This is a genomic window from Micromonospora sp. GCM10011542 (genome assembly GCF_042650685.1).
Taxonomy (GTDB): Bacteria; Actinomycetota; Actinomycetes; order Mycobacteriales; family Micromonosporaceae; genus Micromonospora.
Genome location: NZ_JBHSBO010000019.1, coordinates 1 through 15,218, shown reverse-complemented (window position 1 = coordinate 15,218; position 15,218 = coordinate 1). Strand labels below are relative to the sequence as shown.

Annotated in this window: 16 protein-coding genes and 1 pseudogene; 10 read left to right on the top strand and 7 right to left on the bottom strand. The window is 73.7% G+C overall.

Annotated features, from left to right (window positions below; genetic code table 11):
* From ACFOW4_RS06120 to ACFOW4_RS06105, 4 genes and pseudogenes are all read right to left on the bottom strand, one after another.
* Positions 1 to 188: pseudogene (locus ACFOW4_RS06120) on the bottom strand (phosphoheptose isomerase); the annotation flags it as partial.
* Complete coding sequence (locus ACFOW4_RS06115; protein ID WP_377525284.1) at positions 185 to 1,402, bottom strand: glycosyltransferase; 1,218 nt, start codon at positions 1,400 to 1,402, stop codon at positions 185 to 187. The gene ACFOW4_RS06115 and the pseudogene ACFOW4_RS06120, both read right to left, overlap by 4 nt.
* On the bottom strand, positions 1,387 to 2,364 hold the full coding sequence (locus ACFOW4_RS06110) for a glycosyltransferase (protein ID WP_377525282.1): 978 nt from the start codon (positions 2,362 to 2,364) through the stop codon (positions 1,387 to 1,389). Before ACFOW4_RS06110 ends, ACFOW4_RS06115 begins: the two co-directional genes overlap by 16 nt.
* Positions 2,361 to 4,118: an HAD-IIIA family hydrolase gene (locus tag ACFOW4_RS06105; protein WP_377525281.1), complete on the bottom strand. Its 1,758-nt coding sequence runs from the start codon at positions 4,116 to 4,118 to the stop codon at positions 2,361 to 2,363. Before ACFOW4_RS06105 ends, ACFOW4_RS06110 begins: the two co-directional genes overlap by 4 nt.
* 154 nt (positions 4,119 to 4,272) lie before the next feature.
* Here ACFOW4_RS06105 and ACFOW4_RS06100 point away from each other — a divergent pair, with 154 nt between their 5' ends.
* The 3 genes from ACFOW4_RS06100 to ACFOW4_RS06090 all read left to right on the top strand — a co-directional run bounded on the left by ACFOW4_RS06100 (position 4,273) and on the right by ACFOW4_RS06090 (position 6,591).
* Entirely contained in the window at positions 4,273 to 4,719 is a 447-nt protein-coding gene (locus ACFOW4_RS06100; RefSeq protein ID WP_377525279.1) for an SRPBCC family protein, read from the top strand.
* A complete protein-coding gene (locus tag ACFOW4_RS06095) occupies positions 4,716 to 5,717 on the top strand; it encodes an SDR family oxidoreductase (protein WP_377525278.1) in 1,002 nt (333 codons plus the stop codon). The genes ACFOW4_RS06100 and ACFOW4_RS06095 overlap by 4 nt, the downstream gene beginning before the upstream one ends.
* Positions 5,718 to 5,823: 106 nt before the next feature.
* Positions 5,824 to 6,591: a polyprenol monophosphomannose synthase gene (locus ACFOW4_RS06090; protein ID WP_377525276.1), complete on the top strand. Its 768-nt coding sequence runs from the start codon at positions 5,824 to 5,826 to the stop codon at positions 6,589 to 6,591.
* A gap of 92 nt (positions 6,592 to 6,683) precedes the next feature.
* Here ACFOW4_RS06090 and ACFOW4_RS06085 read toward each other — a convergent pair whose 3' ends face one another.
* Positions 6,684 to 8,291, bottom strand: coding sequence for a phytoene desaturase family protein (locus tag ACFOW4_RS06085; protein WP_377525275.1), 1,608 nt, complete (start codon positions 8,289 to 8,291; stop codon positions 6,684 to 6,686).
* 72 nt (positions 8,292 to 8,363) lie between these two features.
* Between ACFOW4_RS06085 and ACFOW4_RS06080 the strand changes: the two genes are divergently transcribed.
* Positions 8,364 to 9,797 (top strand): aldehyde dehydrogenase family protein, encoded by a 1,434-nt coding sequence (locus tag ACFOW4_RS06080; protein ID WP_377525273.1) that lies wholly within the window; start codon positions 8,364 to 8,366, stop codon positions 9,795 to 9,797.
* A gap of 56 nt (positions 9,798 to 9,853) precedes the next feature.
* Here ACFOW4_RS06080 and ACFOW4_RS06075 read toward each other — a convergent pair whose 3' ends face one another.
* Complete coding sequence (locus ACFOW4_RS06075) at positions 9,854 to 10,255, bottom strand: ChaB family protein (protein ID WP_377525272.1); 402 nt, start codon at positions 10,253 to 10,255, stop codon at positions 9,854 to 9,856.
* Positions 10,256 to 10,434: 179 nt separating this feature from the next.
* Between ACFOW4_RS06075 and ACFOW4_RS06070 the strand changes: the two genes are divergently transcribed.
* The 4 genes from ACFOW4_RS06070 to ACFOW4_RS06055 all read left to right on the top strand — a co-directional run bounded on the left by ACFOW4_RS06070 (position 10,435) and on the right by ACFOW4_RS06055 (position 12,783).
* A complete protein-coding gene (locus tag ACFOW4_RS06070) occupies positions 10,435 to 11,415 on the top strand; it encodes a YihY/virulence factor BrkB family protein (protein WP_377525270.1) in 981 nt (326 codons plus the stop codon).
* Between the two features lie 45 nt (positions 11,416 to 11,460).
* Positions 11,461 to 11,877, top strand: a complete 417-nt coding sequence (locus tag ACFOW4_RS06065) for a DUF2795 domain-containing protein (protein WP_377525269.1) — start codon at positions 11,461 to 11,463, stop codon at positions 11,875 to 11,877.
* Positions 11,878 to 11,928: 51 nt separating this feature from the next.
* The gene (locus ACFOW4_RS06060; protein WP_377525267.1) at positions 11,929 to 12,390 is read left to right on the top strand and encodes an SRPBCC family protein; all 462 of its coding nucleotides are present in this window, start codon (positions 11,929 to 11,931) and stop codon (positions 12,388 to 12,390) included.
* 132 nt (positions 12,391 to 12,522) lie between these two features.
* Positions 12,523 to 12,783, top strand: a complete 261-nt coding sequence (locus tag ACFOW4_RS06055; RefSeq protein ID WP_377525266.1) for a hypothetical protein — start codon at positions 12,523 to 12,525, stop codon at positions 12,781 to 12,783.
* On the opposite strand, the gene ACFOW4_RS06050 is transcribed toward ACFOW4_RS06055, so the two are convergent.
* Entirely contained in the window at positions 12,738 to 14,054 is a 1,317-nt protein-coding gene (locus ACFOW4_RS06050; protein ID WP_377525265.1) for an MFS transporter, read from the bottom strand. The two genes, ACFOW4_RS06055 and ACFOW4_RS06050, sit on opposite strands and share 46 nt — an antisense overlap.
* Before the next feature lie 160 nt (positions 14,055 to 14,214).
* Here ACFOW4_RS06050 and ACFOW4_RS06045 point away from each other — a divergent pair, with 160 nt between their 5' ends.
* Both ACFOW4_RS06045 and ACFOW4_RS06040 read left to right on the top strand, forming a co-directional pair.
* Positions 14,215 to 14,424, top strand: a complete 210-nt coding sequence (locus ACFOW4_RS06045) for a hypothetical protein (RefSeq protein WP_377525263.1) — start codon at positions 14,215 to 14,217, stop codon at positions 14,422 to 14,424.
* 122 nt (positions 14,425 to 14,546) lie between these two features.
* On the top strand, positions 14,547 to 15,098 hold the full coding sequence (locus ACFOW4_RS06040) for a hypothetical protein (protein ID WP_377525262.1): 552 nt from the start codon (positions 14,547 to 14,549) through the stop codon (positions 15,096 to 15,098).
* The last annotated feature ends 120 nt before the right edge of the window (positions 15,099 to 15,218 follow it).

The following is a 15,218-nucleotide window of genomic DNA, read 5'->3' as shown; positions in this document are numbered from 1 at the left end:
GCGGTGAGGTGTTGGGCTTCGGCGGCGCTGCCGCCGTTGCCGGCGACCAGCAGCCGCCCACCACCCGCCAACCGGTGCGCCAGCTCGGTGCCCCAGCGGGCCAGCTGCGACTCACAGCTGCGGTAGGGCACCAGCGCGGCGGCCAGATTCGTCAGATGGGTGTCCAGCACGGTCTCCGCCGGCATCAAGCCACCACCCGGGTCGGCTTGCGCACCGTCGCGACCTCGGCGTAGACCTCCGCCAGCCGCTCCGCGGTGACCGCCCAGGAGTAGTGCGACCGGACCCGCTCGCGCGCCGCCGTGGCGTACGCGAAGCGGCGGATCCGGTCGTCGAGCAGCCGCTGGATCGCGCCGCCCAGGGCCCGCGGGTCGCGGGCCGGAACCAGGTCACCGGTCGTACCGTCGACCACGGTGTCCCGGATCCCGCCGACGGCGGTGCCGACCACCGGCACACCGCAGGCCATCGCCTCCAGCGGGGTCAGCCCGAACGGCTCGTACCAGGGCGCGGCGACCAGCAGGTCCGCCGAGCGGTACCAACGACCCATCTCCTCACGCGGCACCGCACCCACCAGCCGCACCCGGTCGGCCACCCCGCACGACTGCGCGAGGGCGCGCAGCCGCCGGGCGTACGGATCGGTCTCCAGGAGCCCGGCCGGCGGTCCGCCGACCACCACGCACTCCACGTCCGGGACGAGTGCCATCGCGCGGATCACGGTCTGGAAGCCCTTGCGCTCGACCAGCCGGCCGACGGTCAGGATCCGGGCCCGGCCGGGTTCGCGGTCGACGACCGGGCCGAGCGGGGCGAAGGTGGCGAGGTTGACCCCGGACGGCACCACGGTCATCCGGGACCGGGGCACGCCCATCCGGACCAGTTCGCCGACCTCGTCGCGGCACTGCGCGACGACCCGGTCCACGGAGCGGCCCAGCTCCCGTTCGTAGGCCACCCGGCGGGCCGGGCTGGTGTCCTGCACGCCCTGGTAGCGGCGCTTCACCGCGCCCAGCGCGTGGTACGTCTGCACCACCGGCACCCCGGTCTGCCGGCCGGCGGTCAGCGCCGCCAGCCCGCTCATCCAGAAGTGCGCGTGGATCACCTCGGGCATCCAGTCCCCACCGCGCCACCGCTCGACGAGCCAGTGGCTGAACTCGCGCATGTGCGGCAGCAGCGCGTCCTTGGCCACCGGCTCGGCCGGCCCGGCCGGTACGTGCACCACGGCGTACCCGTCCGCGCTGCGCACGGTCACGGGCAGGTCCACCGCGTCGCGGCGGGTGTAGACCCGCACGTCGTGCCCGGCGGCCGCGAGCGCGGCGGAGAGCTCCGCGACATGCGTGTTCTGGCCGCCGGCGTCCTCGCCTCCGAGGATGGCGAGCGGGCTGGCGTGCTCCGAGATCATCGCGATGCGCATACTTCCTCCTCCAGCAGCCGGTCCCAGTCGGCGAGGAAACGGTCGAGCCCGTACCGGTCGCGCGCGGCGCTCCGCGCCGCCGCGCCGGCCTGTCGCGCGGTCGCCGGCTCCGCGACGAACCGACGGGCGGCGTCGAGCAGCGTGTCGATCCGCGTGGCCAGGGCGCCGGCCGCCGGGGGTACCGCCGCCACCGCCTCGGTGGTGGCCAGGGCGACTACGGGCATGCCCATCGCCATGGCCTCGATGAGGCTGAGCCCGAGTGAGGTCCACCGGCACAGGTGCAGGTACGCCCTGCGCCGGGCCAGCTCGGCGTGCATCCGGTCCTGGGGCACGTCGTCGTGGCTGGTCAGCCGGTCGGCGGGCAGGCCGAGATGGTCGGCCAGCCCGGCCACTTTCATGCCGAAGACGTCCAGCGGTGCGATCTCGGCGAACCGGGGCAGCAGGTCGGTGCCGGTGACCCGCCACCGTCGGACCGGCTCGTTGATCACCACCGCGAGCCGGTCCAGCTCCCCGCTGTACTCGGCGGTGGGCGCCACGATGCCGTGGTCGACGACGGTGGTGCGGGTGGTGCCGGTGTCCCAGAAGAGCTGGTTGAAGTGGGTGACGTGGGCGATGAGCAGGTCGTCGCGGTCGGCGAGGGGGTGGCGGCTGTTGGGGACGTGGCCGTCCTTGGGGGTGTTGTGTTCGACGTAGATGGCGGGCAGGTCGCGGCCGGGGCGGCGGTGCAGCCATTGTTCGGTGAGGTCGAGTTCTTCGGGGCGTTGGAGGATGACGAGGTCGATGGGGGTGTTGGGGAGCTGGTCGGGGGTGATTTCGATGGCGGTGTCGGGCCAGGGGTAGGTGCGGGCGCGGCCGAGGCCGTAGGGGCCGCGGTCGGCGGTGGTGGGGATGAGGTAGCGGTGGGTGCCGTGCACGAACGAGGTGGTCCAGGAGCCGTGCACGTGCCAGAGCAGGACGTTCATGGCCCGCCCCCGCCGGTGACGGCGACCGCCGGCCCGCCGCCACCCCGCACACCGATGGCGCCGGTCAGTCCCGCCGTGGGCGCGGTGGGCTCCGGCGGTACGCCCACCCGGCGCAGCGCCTCGACCACCTGGGTCGGGTCGATGCCGCTGAGGCAGGGGTGTCCGGGTACCGGGCAGTGCGCGGCGCGGGTGTCCCGGCAGGGTGCTCCGGCGTCGCCGAGGCGGACCGTGGGCACCCGGTACGGGCCCCATTGTCCGAACGGGACGGTGGGTGCGAAGAGGCTGACGACCGGGGTGCCGACCGCTGCGGCCAGGTGCGCCGGCCCGGTGTTGCCGACCACCAGGGCGCCGGCGTCGGCGACGATCGCGGCCAGCTCGGCGAGCCCGGTCCGGCCGCCCAGGTCGACGCCGCCCGCGGCGGCCACCCGGGCGGTCACGTCCCGCTCGTCGGGCCCGCCGGTGACCAGCACCCGGTGCCCGGCGGCGTGCAGGGCCCGCACGATCCCCTCCGCCACCTGCGGCGGGCACGCGCGGCTCGACGCGGCCGAGCCGGGATGGAACACGACGTAACCGGGTCGGCCGAGGTCCGCCGGTCGGGCCGGCTGGGGGCGGAGGCGCAGGACCGGTTCGTCGTCGGTGGGCAGGGTGTGTCCGGCGGCGGCGGCGAGGGACAGTGCGCGTTCGGGTTCGGGGACGCCGACGGGGACTCGGTGGCGTACGTCGAGCAGGCTGCCGGGGTAGTCGTCGCTGATCGCGGCGATGCGGGGTACGCCGGCCATGCGTAGCAGCAGGGCCAGGGGCAGTGGTGACTGGTGGAACGAGGTGAAGATGATCGCCTCGTCGGCGTCGACCGTGGCGAGGTGGGTGGTCAACTCGCGGATGTCGGCGGGGTCGACCGGGTCGGGTGTGGCCTCGATCCAGGGCAGGGGGTGTTCGATGATCTCGTCGACGCCGGGCAGCAGGGTCGCGGCGGCGCGTCCGCGTGGCCCGCACAGCAGCACCACCCGCTCGGCGTCAGCGGCCACGGCCCGGATCGCCGGCCCGGTGACCAGCACGTCCCCGGCCGAGTCCGAGCGCACCACCAGCACCGTGCCCGCCCGTCCACCGGTCCGGGCCGGCGACCGGCCGCGCACCGCAGCCCCGCGGCGCAGGATCTCCTCCACGGCGGCGGGAAGGTCGCGGGCCACCCACCCGGCGGCGGCGACCTCCTCCGGCCGGGTCACCGGCGTCGGCACCAGCACCCCGGCCGCACCGGCGGCCAACGCCGCCTCCACATCCCGACCGATGTCCCCGACCACGACGCACCGCGAGGGCGTCGTGCCCACCGCCTCGGCCGCCGCGTACACCAACCCGGGCGCCGGCTTACGACACGCGCACCCGTCGGAGTCGTCGTGCGGACACACCAGCCACGCGTCGAAGCGACCCAGCAGCTCCTCGATGCGCGCGTGCACCGCCCGCATCTGCTCCCGGTCGAAGTAGCCCCGGGCCAGACCCGACTGGTTGGTCACCACCGCCAGCTTCAACCCGGCCGACCGCAACCGGTCCAGGGCTTCCCGCGCCCCCGGCGCCGCGCGCACCTTGTCGGGATCACCGTTGTACGGCACGTCCTCGACCAGCGTCCCGTCCCGATCGAGCAACACCGCGTCGTACAGGACCGGGCGGTCTATGACGACGGGCCTGGAACCGGCCCGGTCAGCACCGGCGTACACCGGGGCTGACCTGCGCTGATCCGGATCCTCCTGGTCCTGTCGCACAGGCGGCGGGTTCCCTGCGCCCCGAGGAGTAAACGTCCTTCTCGGCACGCCGGGGCGTCACCGCGACCGGCGCCCGCGTCGGCCTTACCCGCCGCCCGGGAGAAGCTAACCCACGGCCCGTTAGCGGCGGCGGGAGTCAGGGTATGGGAGCGCAGTGGCGATTGTGGAGAAAGTGATCGACGCTCCCCCGCAGCAGGTCTTCGACGTGCTGGCCGACGGGTGGACGTACAGCGACTGGGTGGTCGGCACGGTGCACGTGCGGGACGTGGACGACGCCTGGCCCCGGGTGGGCAGCCGGCTGCACCACAAGGCGGGCCCCTGGCCGTTCTCCTTGCAGGACACCTCGACGGTGCTGGTGTGCGAACCACCGCACCGGCTGGTGCTGCGGGCCGGTCTGTGGCCGGCCGGTGAGGCGGTCGTGGCCTTCACCCTGGAACCGGTCGGCGGGGGCGCCACCCGGGTACGTATCGGCGAGGACTTCGCCGCCGGTCCGCTGCGCTGGGTCCGCAACAAGCTCAACGATCTGGTGCTGCACCTGCGTAACCGGGAGACGCTCAACCGGCTCGCCGACATCGCCACCCGACAGAAGGGCGAGCAGTGACGCAGACCGTGGTGGTGACCGGCGCGAGTGCCGGCGTGGGCCGGGCGATCGCCCACGAGTACGCGGCCCGGGGCGCCCGGCTGGCTCTGCTGGCCCGGGGCGAGGCGGGGCTGGCCGCCGCGGAGCGGGACTGCCGCCGGCGCGGCGCCGCCGACGTGCGTACCTACCGGGTCGACGTCGCCGACGCGGGCGCGGTGCAGCAGGCGGCCGACGACGTGGTGCACCACTGGGGTGGCATCGATGTGTGGATCAACAACGCCATGGTGTCGGTGTTCGCGCCCGCCTGGGAGATCTCCGCGGTCGAGTTCCGCCGGGTCACCGAGGTCAACTACCTCGGCACCGTGCACGGCAGCCTGGCCGCGCTGCGGCACATGCGCGCGCACGGCCGGGGCGCGATCGTGCAGGTCGGCTCGGCCCTGGCGTACCGGGGGATTCCGTTGCAGTCGGCGTACTGCGCCACCAAGCACGCCATCCAGGGGTTCAACGACTCGTTGCGCGCCGAGCTGCTGCACGACTGCCCCGGGGTGAAGCTGTCGATGGTGCAGCTGCCCGCGCTGAACACGCCCCAGTTCTCCTGGGTGCGTACCCGGCTGCCCCGGCACCCGCAGCCGGTGCCGCCGATCTTCGCGCCCGAGGTCGCCGCCCAGGCCGTCGCCTGGGCCGCCGACCACGGCACCCGGGAGTTGAACGTGGGCGGCCCGACCTGGCGGGCCCGGCTGGGCGACATCCTCATTCCCGGCCTGCTCGACCGCAAGCTGGCCCGCGACGGGTACGACAGCCAGCAGACCGGCGACGAGATCGACCCGGCCACCTGGCGGGACAACCTCGACCATCCCATGGACGCCGAACGCGACCGGGGCGCGGAGGGCGTCTTCACCGATCGGGCGCGCAGCCGCTCCGCGGCGCTCTGGGTCGGTACCCACAAACCGGCCCTCTCCGGCGTCGCGCTGGCCGGCCTCGGCCTGGCCGTCACCGCCCTGGTCCGCCGCCAGCGCTGACCAGGGCGGCGTCCCGGCGCGCCGGGACGGGGAGGCCTTTCCCACCCGGATGAGGCAACTGGCTACCCTCTCTGGTAACCCTGCCCGCAAACCGAGGATGTCCGACATGATCAAACCCGTGCAGCTGCCGTCGCCGTGGCGGGACGCGCGTCTGACCGTCGTGGTGCCCACCTACAACGAGGCGGGCAACCTGCCGGTGCTGGTCGAGCGCCTGCTCGCGCTGCCGCTGCCGGGCCTGCGGATCCTCGTCGCCGACGACAACTCCCCGGACGGCACCGGTGAGGTGGCGGACAAACTGGCCATCGAGCACCCGGACCGGATCGAGGTGGTGCACCGGGCCGGCAAGGAGGGCCTGGGCCGCGCGTACGTGGACGGCATCGGCCGGGCGTTGGACTCCGGCGCCGAGTACGTGGCGCAGATGGACGCCGATCTGTCGCACCCGCCGGAGGCGCTGCCCGGGATGCTGGGCGCGCTGCTGTCCACCCAGGCCGGCGTGGTGATCGGTTCGCGGTACGTGCCCGGCGGCGAGCTGGACGAGAACTGGCCGCTGTACCGGCGGGCGCTCAGCGGATGGGCGAACCTCTACGTGCACACGCTGCTGCGGGTGCGGATCCGGGACCTCACCGCCGGCTTCAAGATCTGGCGGGCGGACGCGTTGCAGGACATCGGTCTGCACCGGGTGCAGTCCAACGGCTACAGCTTCCAGGTGGAGATGCACTACCTGGCCACCAAGCTGGGCCACACGATCCTGGAGGTGCCGATCCGCTTCGAGGAACGGTACGACGGCGTGTCGAAGATGACCACCGCCACCAAGATCGAAAGCGCGCTGATGCCGTTCCGGCTGCGCAGCAAGCACCGCAACATCACGTCCTGACCTCCCCACCGGCGGGTCCATTATGAGCCCGCCGGTCCGTACACCCGACAACCTCACGGTCGACGCCGGCTCGCGGCCCGCCTCCGGCTGGATCAGTCGGGGTAGATGGTGCGGTGCGCGGCGGCGATGGCGGCGGCGTAGGCGCGGCCGGTGAGGGCGCGGTCCCGGGCCAGCGCGGCCCGCGCCGCGTTCGCGCCGGGAGCGCCGTGCACACCGCCACCCGGGTGCGCCGACGAGCTGGCCAGGAAGAGCCGGTCCACCGGCGTGTCGGCCCGGCCCAGGCTGGGGATCGGGCGCAGGAACAGCTGCTGGTACGCGGCCGCGGTGCCGCCGCCCAGCGCGCCGCCGACCAGGCTGGGATCGCCCTTCTCCAGGTCGGCCGGCCCGGCGACGTGCCGCCCGACGATGAGGCTGCGGAAGCCGGGGGCCGCCTCCTCCAGCACCTCCTCCATCCGCTGCACGTGCCCGAGCACGTCCTCGGCGCCCCACTCGCGACGGAACGGCAGGTGGGTGTACGACCAGAGCGACTCGGTGCCCGGCGGTGAGTGGCTCGGGTCGGCCACCGACATCTGCCCGACCAGCAGGAACGGGTTTCGCGGCACCTCGCCGCGGGCCAGCTCGGCGGAGTACGCGGTGAGCCCGTCCAGGTCGGCGCCGAGGTGCACGGTGCCGGCGGTGGCCACCGCGCGGTTCGTCCACGGCACCGGCGCGGAGAGCGCCCAGTCCACCTTCAGCGTCGAGCCGTCCCACCTGAAGTGCGCCAGGTCCTCCACGAGGCGGGGCGGCAGGGCCGCCGCGCCCACCAGGTCCAGGTAGAGCGCGGGCGCGGGTACGTCGGCGAGCACCGCCCGCCGGGCCCGCCACAGCGCGCCGCCGACCGTGCGTACTCCCATCGCCCGGCCCCTGGCGGTGAGCACCCGGTCGGCCCGGGCGCCGTAGTGGATCCGCCCGCCCCGCTCGATCAGCCGGGCCACCAGCGCGTCGGTGATCTTCTGTGCGCCGCCCTCCGGCACCGGCCAGCCGACCTGCTGGCCGAGCATGGCGAGCAGCCATCCGTACACCCCGGAGCCGGCCTCCTCCGGGGACAGGTCGGTGTGCAGGGCGCAGCCGGCCAGCAGCGCCGGCCCGCCATCACCCTCGAAGAGCTCGTCGCCGAGCTTGCGGACCGGCACCACCAGCCGCCGGGCCAGCCGCAGCGCCCCGGCGACGCGCAGCCGACGCAGCAGGCCGATCCCCCCACGCACGGGCGGGAACGGCGAGGTGATGGCGTCGAGCATCGGCTCGGCGACCTCGAGCCAGTCGGTGTACGCGTTGAGCCACCGCTTGCCGTCACCCGGCGCGAACGTCTCCAGCGAGGCGGCCGTCTCGTCCGGGTCGCGGTTGATCACCGCCGCCCGCCCGTCGGGCAGCAGGTGCGCCAGCACGTCCGGGGAGTGCCGCCAGGACAGGCCGTAGCGGCACAGGTCGAGACCGTCGAGCACCGGTGAGGCGTACCCCAGGGGGTAGAACGAGCTGTACAGGTCGCTGAGGTAGCCGGGTGCGGTGACCTCGGCGGAGCGGACCGCCCCGCCCGGCACCGCGGTCGCCTCCAGCACCACCACGTCCCAACCCGCGTCCGCCAGCAGGTTGGCCGCGACCAGACCGTTGTGCCCGGCCCCGACGACGACGGCGTCCGAGCTCTCCGCGCCGGTGGAAGTCATCCGATCCGCCTACCCGGCGCGCAACCGGGCGAAACGCGTTTGCCTCGCGGGGGCCGGGGCATCCACTGCCGCATGTACACGGTTGCGCAGCTGATAGGCGGAGTGTGGGGCGCGGGCGGCGAGGGGGGCGAGCTGGTCGTGCACGACCCGGCCGACGGCTCGCCGGTCACCGCGGTGCCGGTGGCGACGGCCGACGAGGTCGGCAAGGCGGTGGAGGCGGCGCGCGGCGCTGCCGGGGAGTGGGCGGCGACCGCCCCGGCCGAGCGGGCGGCGGCGCTGCACCGGGCCGCGGACGCTGTCGAGGCGGTCATCGACGAGCTGGCCGCGTCGGTCACCGCCGAGATGGGCAAGCCGCTGGCGGACGCCCGCGGTGGCGTCGAGGCTGGCATCGGCACGCTGCGACAGTACGCGGAGCTGGCCCCGGTCCGGGGCGGGCGGACCCTGCACGGCGGGGCGCACGCGCTGGACTTCATGACGCCGCAGCCACGCGGCGTGGTGGCCGCGATCACCCCGTGGAACGACCCGGTGGCCGTCTCCTGTGGTCTGCTCGGCGCGGCCCTGGTCACCGGCAACGTCGTGCTCTACAAGCCCAGCGAACGCACCCCGGCGACCGGCTGGCTGCTGACCCGCGCGCTCGACCAGGCGCTGCCGGCCGGCGTGCTGTCGCTGCTCACCGGCGGCCCCGAGGTCGGCGCGGCGCTGGCCGGTCAGGAGGTCGACGTGGTCGCGCACGTCGGTTCCACCGCGACCGGCCGGGCGATCGCCGCGGCCTGCGCCCGCACCGGCGCCAAGGCGCTGCTGGAGAACGGCGGCAGCGACCCGCTCGTGGTCGACGCCGACGTGGATCCGGTCTGGGCCGCCGAGCAGGCCGCGCTGGGCGCGTTCGCCAACGCCGGACAGATCTGCGTCGCCGTGGAGCGCGTCTACGTGCACCGCGACGTGGCCGAGGACTTCGTGGCCGCGCTGGTGGACCGGGCGCAGGCGCTGCGGGTCGGCCCCGGCCGGGACCCGCGGACCGAGCTGGGTCCGCTGGTCGACCGGCGGCACCGCGACCACGTGCACGGCCAGGTCACCGCCGCGGTGGCGGCGGGCGCTCGGCTGCGCGCCGGCGGCGAGCTGCCGGAGGGGCCGGGTGCGTTCTATCCGGCCACCGTGGTCAGCGACTGCCGGCACGACATGCCGCTGGTCCGGGAGGAGACGTTCGGGCCGGTCGCCCCGGTGGTGGTGGTCGACTCGTTCCACGAGGCACTGCGCTGCGCCGCGGACTCCCCGTACGGGCTGGCCGCCACCGTGCTGACCGGCTCGATGAGCCACGCGCAGCGGGCCTGGCGGGAGCTGCCGGTGGGCACCGTCAAGGTCAACGCGGTCTTCGGCGGGGCGCCGGGAGGCGCCGCGCACCCGCGCCGGGCCAGCGGGCACGGGTTCGGGTACGGCCCGGAGCTGCTCGACGAGTTCACCGCCACCAAGGCGGTGCACATCGAGGCGCCCGGTGGCGGGCACTGGTGACGACGCGGGCGGGCGGAGAGAGCTCCGCCCGCCCGTACCGCGTCGCGTCGATGGCGTCAGTCGCCGCGGGCCTTGCGGGTGGCCCGGTCGTTGGCCTTCTCGATGGCCTTGACCAGCTCGGGCTTGGTCATGCTGGACCGGCCCGGCACGTCGAGTTCGCGGGCCACCGACATGAGGTGGTCCTTGGTGGCGTTGGCGTCCACCCCGCTCGCCGTGGGCGCCCGTCGCTCCGGTCCGCCGCCGGCGGCCTGGCGGTCGCTCGGGCCCTTGCGGCCCTTGGGCTCCCAGTGGTCGCCCACCTTCTCGAACTGGTGCTTGACGGCGGCGAACGCGGTGCGGTGCGACCGCTCCCCCTCGCCGTAGGTCTCCACCGCCGAGTCGTGCGTCTTCTCCCAGGTGCGCCGCGCCTTGTCCGGGGAGCGTCGCAGCGTGCTGGGCATGTCCTCGCGCCCGGGCATCTCGTCCTCCTCCGTGTCGACAGAGTCTGATGTGACCGTTCCCCAGGGCCGGGCCGGCAAACCGGGCCGACACCCGGCCGGCCAGCGGCGGGTTTGTCGATTTCGAGCCGGGGGTACCGGCCCGGCCAGGCGAAGTCGGATGTTCCGGTCATCCGGCGGCCGGGGCACAGGGAGCGGGCATGACGACGACGGAGCCCGGCGCGGCGCTCGGCGGACAGCGGGGGCGGCGGGTGCCCCGGCGGATGCGGCAGCTGAGCTGGCGGACCTGGCGGGGGGTGTTGGTACGCAGCGCCCAGAACTTCGTCTCCGACAACTGTTCGGACTGGGCCGCCGCGCTGACCTACTACGGGGTGTTGGCGCTCTTTCCGTCGGCCATCGTGGTGGTGGCGCTGGTCGGCCTGGTCTCCAACGGCGAGCAGACCGTCGACACGGTGGTCGACCTGGCCAAGCAGATGGGCGCGGGTTCGGTGGTCGCCAACGAGAGCATGCTCAAGGTGATCAGCGAGGTGGTGGACCAGGAGAACTCCGCCAAGGCGCTGCTCAGCTTCGGTCTGCTCGGCGCACTGTGGTCGGCGTCGGGCTTCATCGGCGCGTTCACCCGGGCCTCCAACGCCGTCTACGGGGTCGACGAGGGACGGCCGTTCTGGAAGTTGCGGCCGTTGCAGATCGGCCTGGCCGCGGTCTCGCTGGTGCTGCTCGCCATCGTCGCCACCGGGCTGATCATCAGCGGCCCGGTGACCGACGCGATCGGCGACGTGATCAACGCCGGTGGTCTGGCCCGCACGGTCTGGAGCGTGGCCAAGTGGCCGGTACTCGCGATGATCATGATGGTGCTGCTGTCGCTGCTGTTCTGGATCGCCCCGAACGTGCAGCAGCCCCGGTTCCGCTGGCTGACCCCCGGCGGCGCGGTGGCCCTGCTCGCCTGGGTGGTGGCCTCCTTCGGCTTCGGTCTCTACGTGGCCAACTTCGGCTCGTACGACGCCACCTACGGCAGCCTGGGCGCGGTTATCGCGTTCCTGGTCTGGCTCTACCTGTCGAACTCCGCGCTCATGCTCGGGGTGCAGATCAACGCCGAGGTGCAGCGCGGCCGGCGGTTGCAGGCCGGCGACCCGGACCCGGAGGAGCCGGTCCTGCCACCCCGCTCGCCGGCCGGCTCATGACCCGGTGCCGGTTTATCGGGCCGGCTGCCGGGTAGCGCAGAAGGCATGGAGCGTGGCAACAGCAAGCACGGACCGAGGCTCGACGAACAGATGAGCCAGGAGGTCAGCGGGCTCATCCAGGGGCCGGGGGCCGCAGGCTCCCGGGTCGACGAGTTCCGCGAGCCGGAACCGGCCGGTGAGGACCAGCCGGGGACGACCACCGTGCCCGCCGGCGAGACGCGCAGCGGCGCGCCCAAGGGGATGAGCAGCGAGGACGTCGAGCTGCGCAGCCGGCTCGGCCGGTTCCTCACGCTGAGCGCCCTGCCCGGCGACCGGGAGACGTTGATCGCCAACGCGCGGGACAACGACGCGCCGGACGACATCGTCGCCGACCTGCAGCGGTTGCCCGAGGGCACCCGCTACCAGACGGTCTCCGAGGTGTGGGCCGCGCTGGGCCACAAGAACGAGACAACCCGCTGGTGACCGGATCGCCCCCGATCCGGACGAACACCAGTGGACGAAGGAGGATGCCTGATGAGTGGCGTTACCGAACACGTTGACGTTTCCGTACCCGTGCGTACCGCTTACGACCAGTGGACCCAGTTCGAGGAGTTCCCCCAGTTCATGGAGGGGGTCCGGGAGGTCCGGCAGCTGTCGGACACGATGACCCACTGGACGGTCGACATCGCCGGGGTGAAGCGCGAGTTCGACGCTGAGATCACCGAGCAGCTCCCCGACGAGCGGGTCGCGTGGCGCTCCACCGGCGGCACCCAGCAGGCCGGTGTGGTGACCTTCCACCGGCTGGAGGAGGACAAGACCCGGGTCACCCTGCAGCTCGAGTTCGAGCCGCATGGCATGGTCGAGCAGGCCGGCGACAAGCTCGGCATCGTCGACCGGCGGGCCAAGGGCGACCTGGAGCGGTTCAAGACCTTCATCGAGCGGCGCGGTCAGGAGACCGGCGCATGGCGCGGCAAGGTCGACCGTCCGCAGCCCTGATCTCGGGTAAGCGCTCCGATGGCCGCCGGTGTACCCGGCGGCCATCGCCGTGTCCGGGGCCGGTCGACCGACCACGCCGGCCCGGCCGGGCGGCACCGTTTGCGATCATCGCGCCCGGGTACGGCTGTTGGCATGACCGACGACAACAAGGTGTGGCGCGACGAGGAACGGACTCCGCTGGAGGAACTGAACCGGGCGGTGGCCGGCTCCAGCCTCGACGGGGAGGCCGACGACGTGACCGGCAACGACGCCGGCGAGGAGGCCGCGTTCGGGCACGGGCCCGCGGCGGTGGACCGCGGCGGTCAGGCCCGGGGCGCCGGGCGTGAGCCGACCGACCCGGAGCGCGCCTACCGACCCTCGACCACCGGCCGGACCGGTCCGGACAACATCTGATCGGCCCCGCTCGGCTGCCGGGACGCGGCCGGCTGCGCCCCGGTCTCGTCCGGCGCGCTGTCCCCGCTCGCACCCGTTGCCGGGCGACCGGGTCGGCGGACGCCCAGCTCGTGCAGCGCGATCAGCGCCAGCGCGAGCACCAGCAGGGCGGGGCCGAGCACCCGGACCGACGTGTTGCCGATCAGCACGCCGAGTCCGGCCGGGACCAGCGCCGCGCCCAGGCCGGCGGCGCCGATCTGGAGTCCGATGGCCCGGTCCGCGTGCGCCGCGCCGACCCGGTCGGCGGTGGTGAGGGTGAGCAGCGGGAAGACCGGCGCGGCGGCGAAGCCCACCACGACGAGACCGGCCACGGCCAGCGCCGCGGGTCCCGGTACGGCGATCAGGGCCGCGCCGACCGCCATGCCGGCGAGGCTGACGCGCAGCACCCGTGCCGGGCCCAGCCGCTCGGCCACCACGCCCTGCACCACCCGGCCCAGGAAGAGACTCCCCCAGTACGCGGAGACGCAGGCGCCGGCCACCGTCGCGCCCAGCCCCCGCCCCTCGGTCAGCAGCAGGAACGCCCACAGCCCGGCGGCCACCTCGATGGCCACGTAGAGCGCGAAGGCCAGCGCCCCGGACCAGACAGCTGGCAGCCGCAGTGTCTCCCGCACCCGCACAACCGGCCGGGGGCCCGGTGCCCGCTCGACGGGCCCGCCCGGCGCGGCGCGCTGGCGCCAGGCCCGCACGGTGAGCGCGAACGCGGTGGCGAGGGCGAGCTGGGCGGCGGCCACGATGCCGTACCCCCACCGCCAGGCCAGCCCGGCACTGAGCGCCCCCGTCATGATCAGCGGGCCGATCGCCACGCCGAGACCGAAGAACGCGTGCATCCAGTTCATGTGCCGGGGGCCGAACGCGCCGGCGGCGTAAGCGTTGAGCCCCGAGTCGATCGCGCCGGAGCCCAGCCCGAGCAGCAGCGCGCAGCCGACCAGCACGGTCAGGCCCGGGCTCACGCTGTAGCCGGTGAGCGCCAGGCTCGCCAGCAGGGTGCTGCCGGCCAACAGGGCGCCCACGCCGACCCGGGCCAGCGTGAACCCGGCCAGCACGCTGGAGGTGAGGTAGCCGGCGGTACCGGCGGTGAGCAGCAGGCCGACCGCCTCGGTCGGTACGCCGAAGTCCCCCCGGATCGAGGGCCAGCCCACGCCGAGCAGTCCGTCCGGCAGGCCGAGACTGACGAAGGCCAGGTAGGCCAGCAGGAGCAACGAGGCGCGCGGCGGCACGGGGGTGGTGGACACGGGAGACCATCCTGCCGCAGCGGCCGGAGCCTACCGCCCGCGGCGTGCTGCCGGGGGCACGGCAAGAAGTGCCGTCCGGACGGTCGAGAAAACGGACAGCTCATCCAGAATCGGCCGATCGGGTGACGGCAACCCGGCCGGTTCGCGTAAGACTTTCGGAATGCAACAGGGCTCCGGCATCCTCACCCCACGTCAGCGCCGCCTCGCCTGGCTCGGCTTCCTGCTCGCCGCGCTCCAGGCGCCCGTCTCCGCGTGGCTCGTCTCCGACGAGTCGTGGCTGTTCAGCCTCTGCGTCGCGCTGATGGTGGCCACCGTGATCATCGCGGACGACGCGGCCCGGCGGCGCCCGGCCGACGCCACCGGCGACTAGACGCTCGGGAGAGGCCGTCGTCATCCCCGAATCCTCATCGCCGCCATCATCTGGCTTCCATGATCGACGGGACAGGACTCTGGCGGGTTGTTGTGAGACACCGCCGGTCACGGGGAGGTTTCATGGCGTTGGTGGATATCGTTGTCACGACAGTTGGCGGCGCGCTCTCGGCGACCGTCGGGGTTTTCGTCGGCGGGATGCTCACCCGCCATGCACAGGACCGACACTGGCTACGGGACCGGCAACTCATGGCCTACCAGGACCTGCTGCGTGAGTACGCCACGTTCTCAATGATCTTGCGGCGCGCTCACCTGGGACGCACGGGCTGGGACTATGACTGGGCTGCGTGGAGCGCCGCATTGATGTCAGCCAGCCTCGTCGCCCCGAGCGCGGTCACCGCCGAGATCGACAAGTTCGGCCAAGCGGTGCAGCGGCTCTTGGACGTCACCACAGGGGTGGACACGACGACCGCACCACTGTCGCAGGACCAGTTCGAGCAAGCGATGGTGGCACCGGCCCGAGCGCAACTGGCCTTGGTCAACGCCATGCGCCGATCCGTAGGACAGAATCAGGGGCCGCTGTCGACGTGGTTGGGCGGCGCAAACGGCCGCCCACCGCATTGGAAGACGGCTCAATCCGGACACGACGGCGCTGCCGGCCTGCAGCAGGCTTGACCTGCCCCAACGTTCGCGCCATGGCCGCCGTCACTGGTGTCATGATCGGCAGACACGCCCTAGTAGTGCTTTGTTAGGTCGGCGTGTCGTTGAGTCGTCGGAGTGGTTCCGGGTAGTTCG

What these genes read in the sequence shown, in the direction of transcription:
- ACFOW4_RS06115 (WP_377525284.1), bottom strand. Translation starts at nt 1,402, where the DNA reads ATGCGCATCGCGATGATCTCGGAGCACGCCAGCCCGCTCGCCATCCTC.
- ACFOW4_RS06110 (WP_377525282.1), bottom strand. Translation starts at nt 2,364, where the DNA reads ATGAACGTCCTGCTCTGGCACGTGCACGGCTCCTGGACCACCTCGTTC.
- ACFOW4_RS06090 (WP_377525276.1), top strand. Translation starts at nt 5,824, where the DNA reads ATGATCAAACCCGTGCAGCTGCCGTCGCCGTGGCGGGACGCGCGTCTG.
- ACFOW4_RS06085 (WP_377525275.1), bottom strand. Translation starts at nt 8,291, where the DNA reads ATGACTTCCACCGGCGCGGAGAGCTCGGACGCCGTCGTCGTCGGGGCC.
- ACFOW4_RS06080 (WP_377525273.1), top strand. Translation starts at nt 8,364, where the DNA reads ATGTACACGGTTGCGCAGCTGATAGGCGGAGTGTGGGGCGCGGGCGGC.
- ACFOW4_RS06075 (WP_377525272.1), bottom strand. Translation starts at nt 10,255, where the DNA reads ATGCCCGGGCGCGAGGACATGCCCAGCACGCTGCGACGCTCCCCGGAC.
- ACFOW4_RS06070 (WP_377525270.1), top strand. Translation starts at nt 10,435, where the DNA reads ATGACGACGACGGAGCCCGGCGCGGCGCTCGGCGGACAGCGGGGGCGG.
- ACFOW4_RS06065 (WP_377525269.1), top strand. Translation starts at nt 11,461, where the DNA reads ATGGAGCGTGGCAACAGCAAGCACGGACCGAGGCTCGACGAACAGATG.
- ACFOW4_RS06060 (WP_377525267.1), top strand. Translation starts at nt 11,929, where the DNA reads ATGAGTGGCGTTACCGAACACGTTGACGTTTCCGTACCCGTGCGTACC.
- ACFOW4_RS06055 (WP_377525266.1), top strand. Translation starts at nt 12,523, where the DNA reads ATGACCGACGACAACAAGGTGTGGCGCGACGAGGAACGGACTCCGCTG.
- ACFOW4_RS06045 (WP_377525263.1), top strand. Translation starts at nt 14,215, where the DNA reads ATGCAACAGGGCTCCGGCATCCTCACCCCACGTCAGCGCCGCCTCGCC.
- ACFOW4_RS06040 (WP_377525262.1), top strand. Translation starts at nt 14,547, where the DNA reads ATGGCGTTGGTGGATATCGTTGTCACGACAGTTGGCGGCGCGCTCTCG.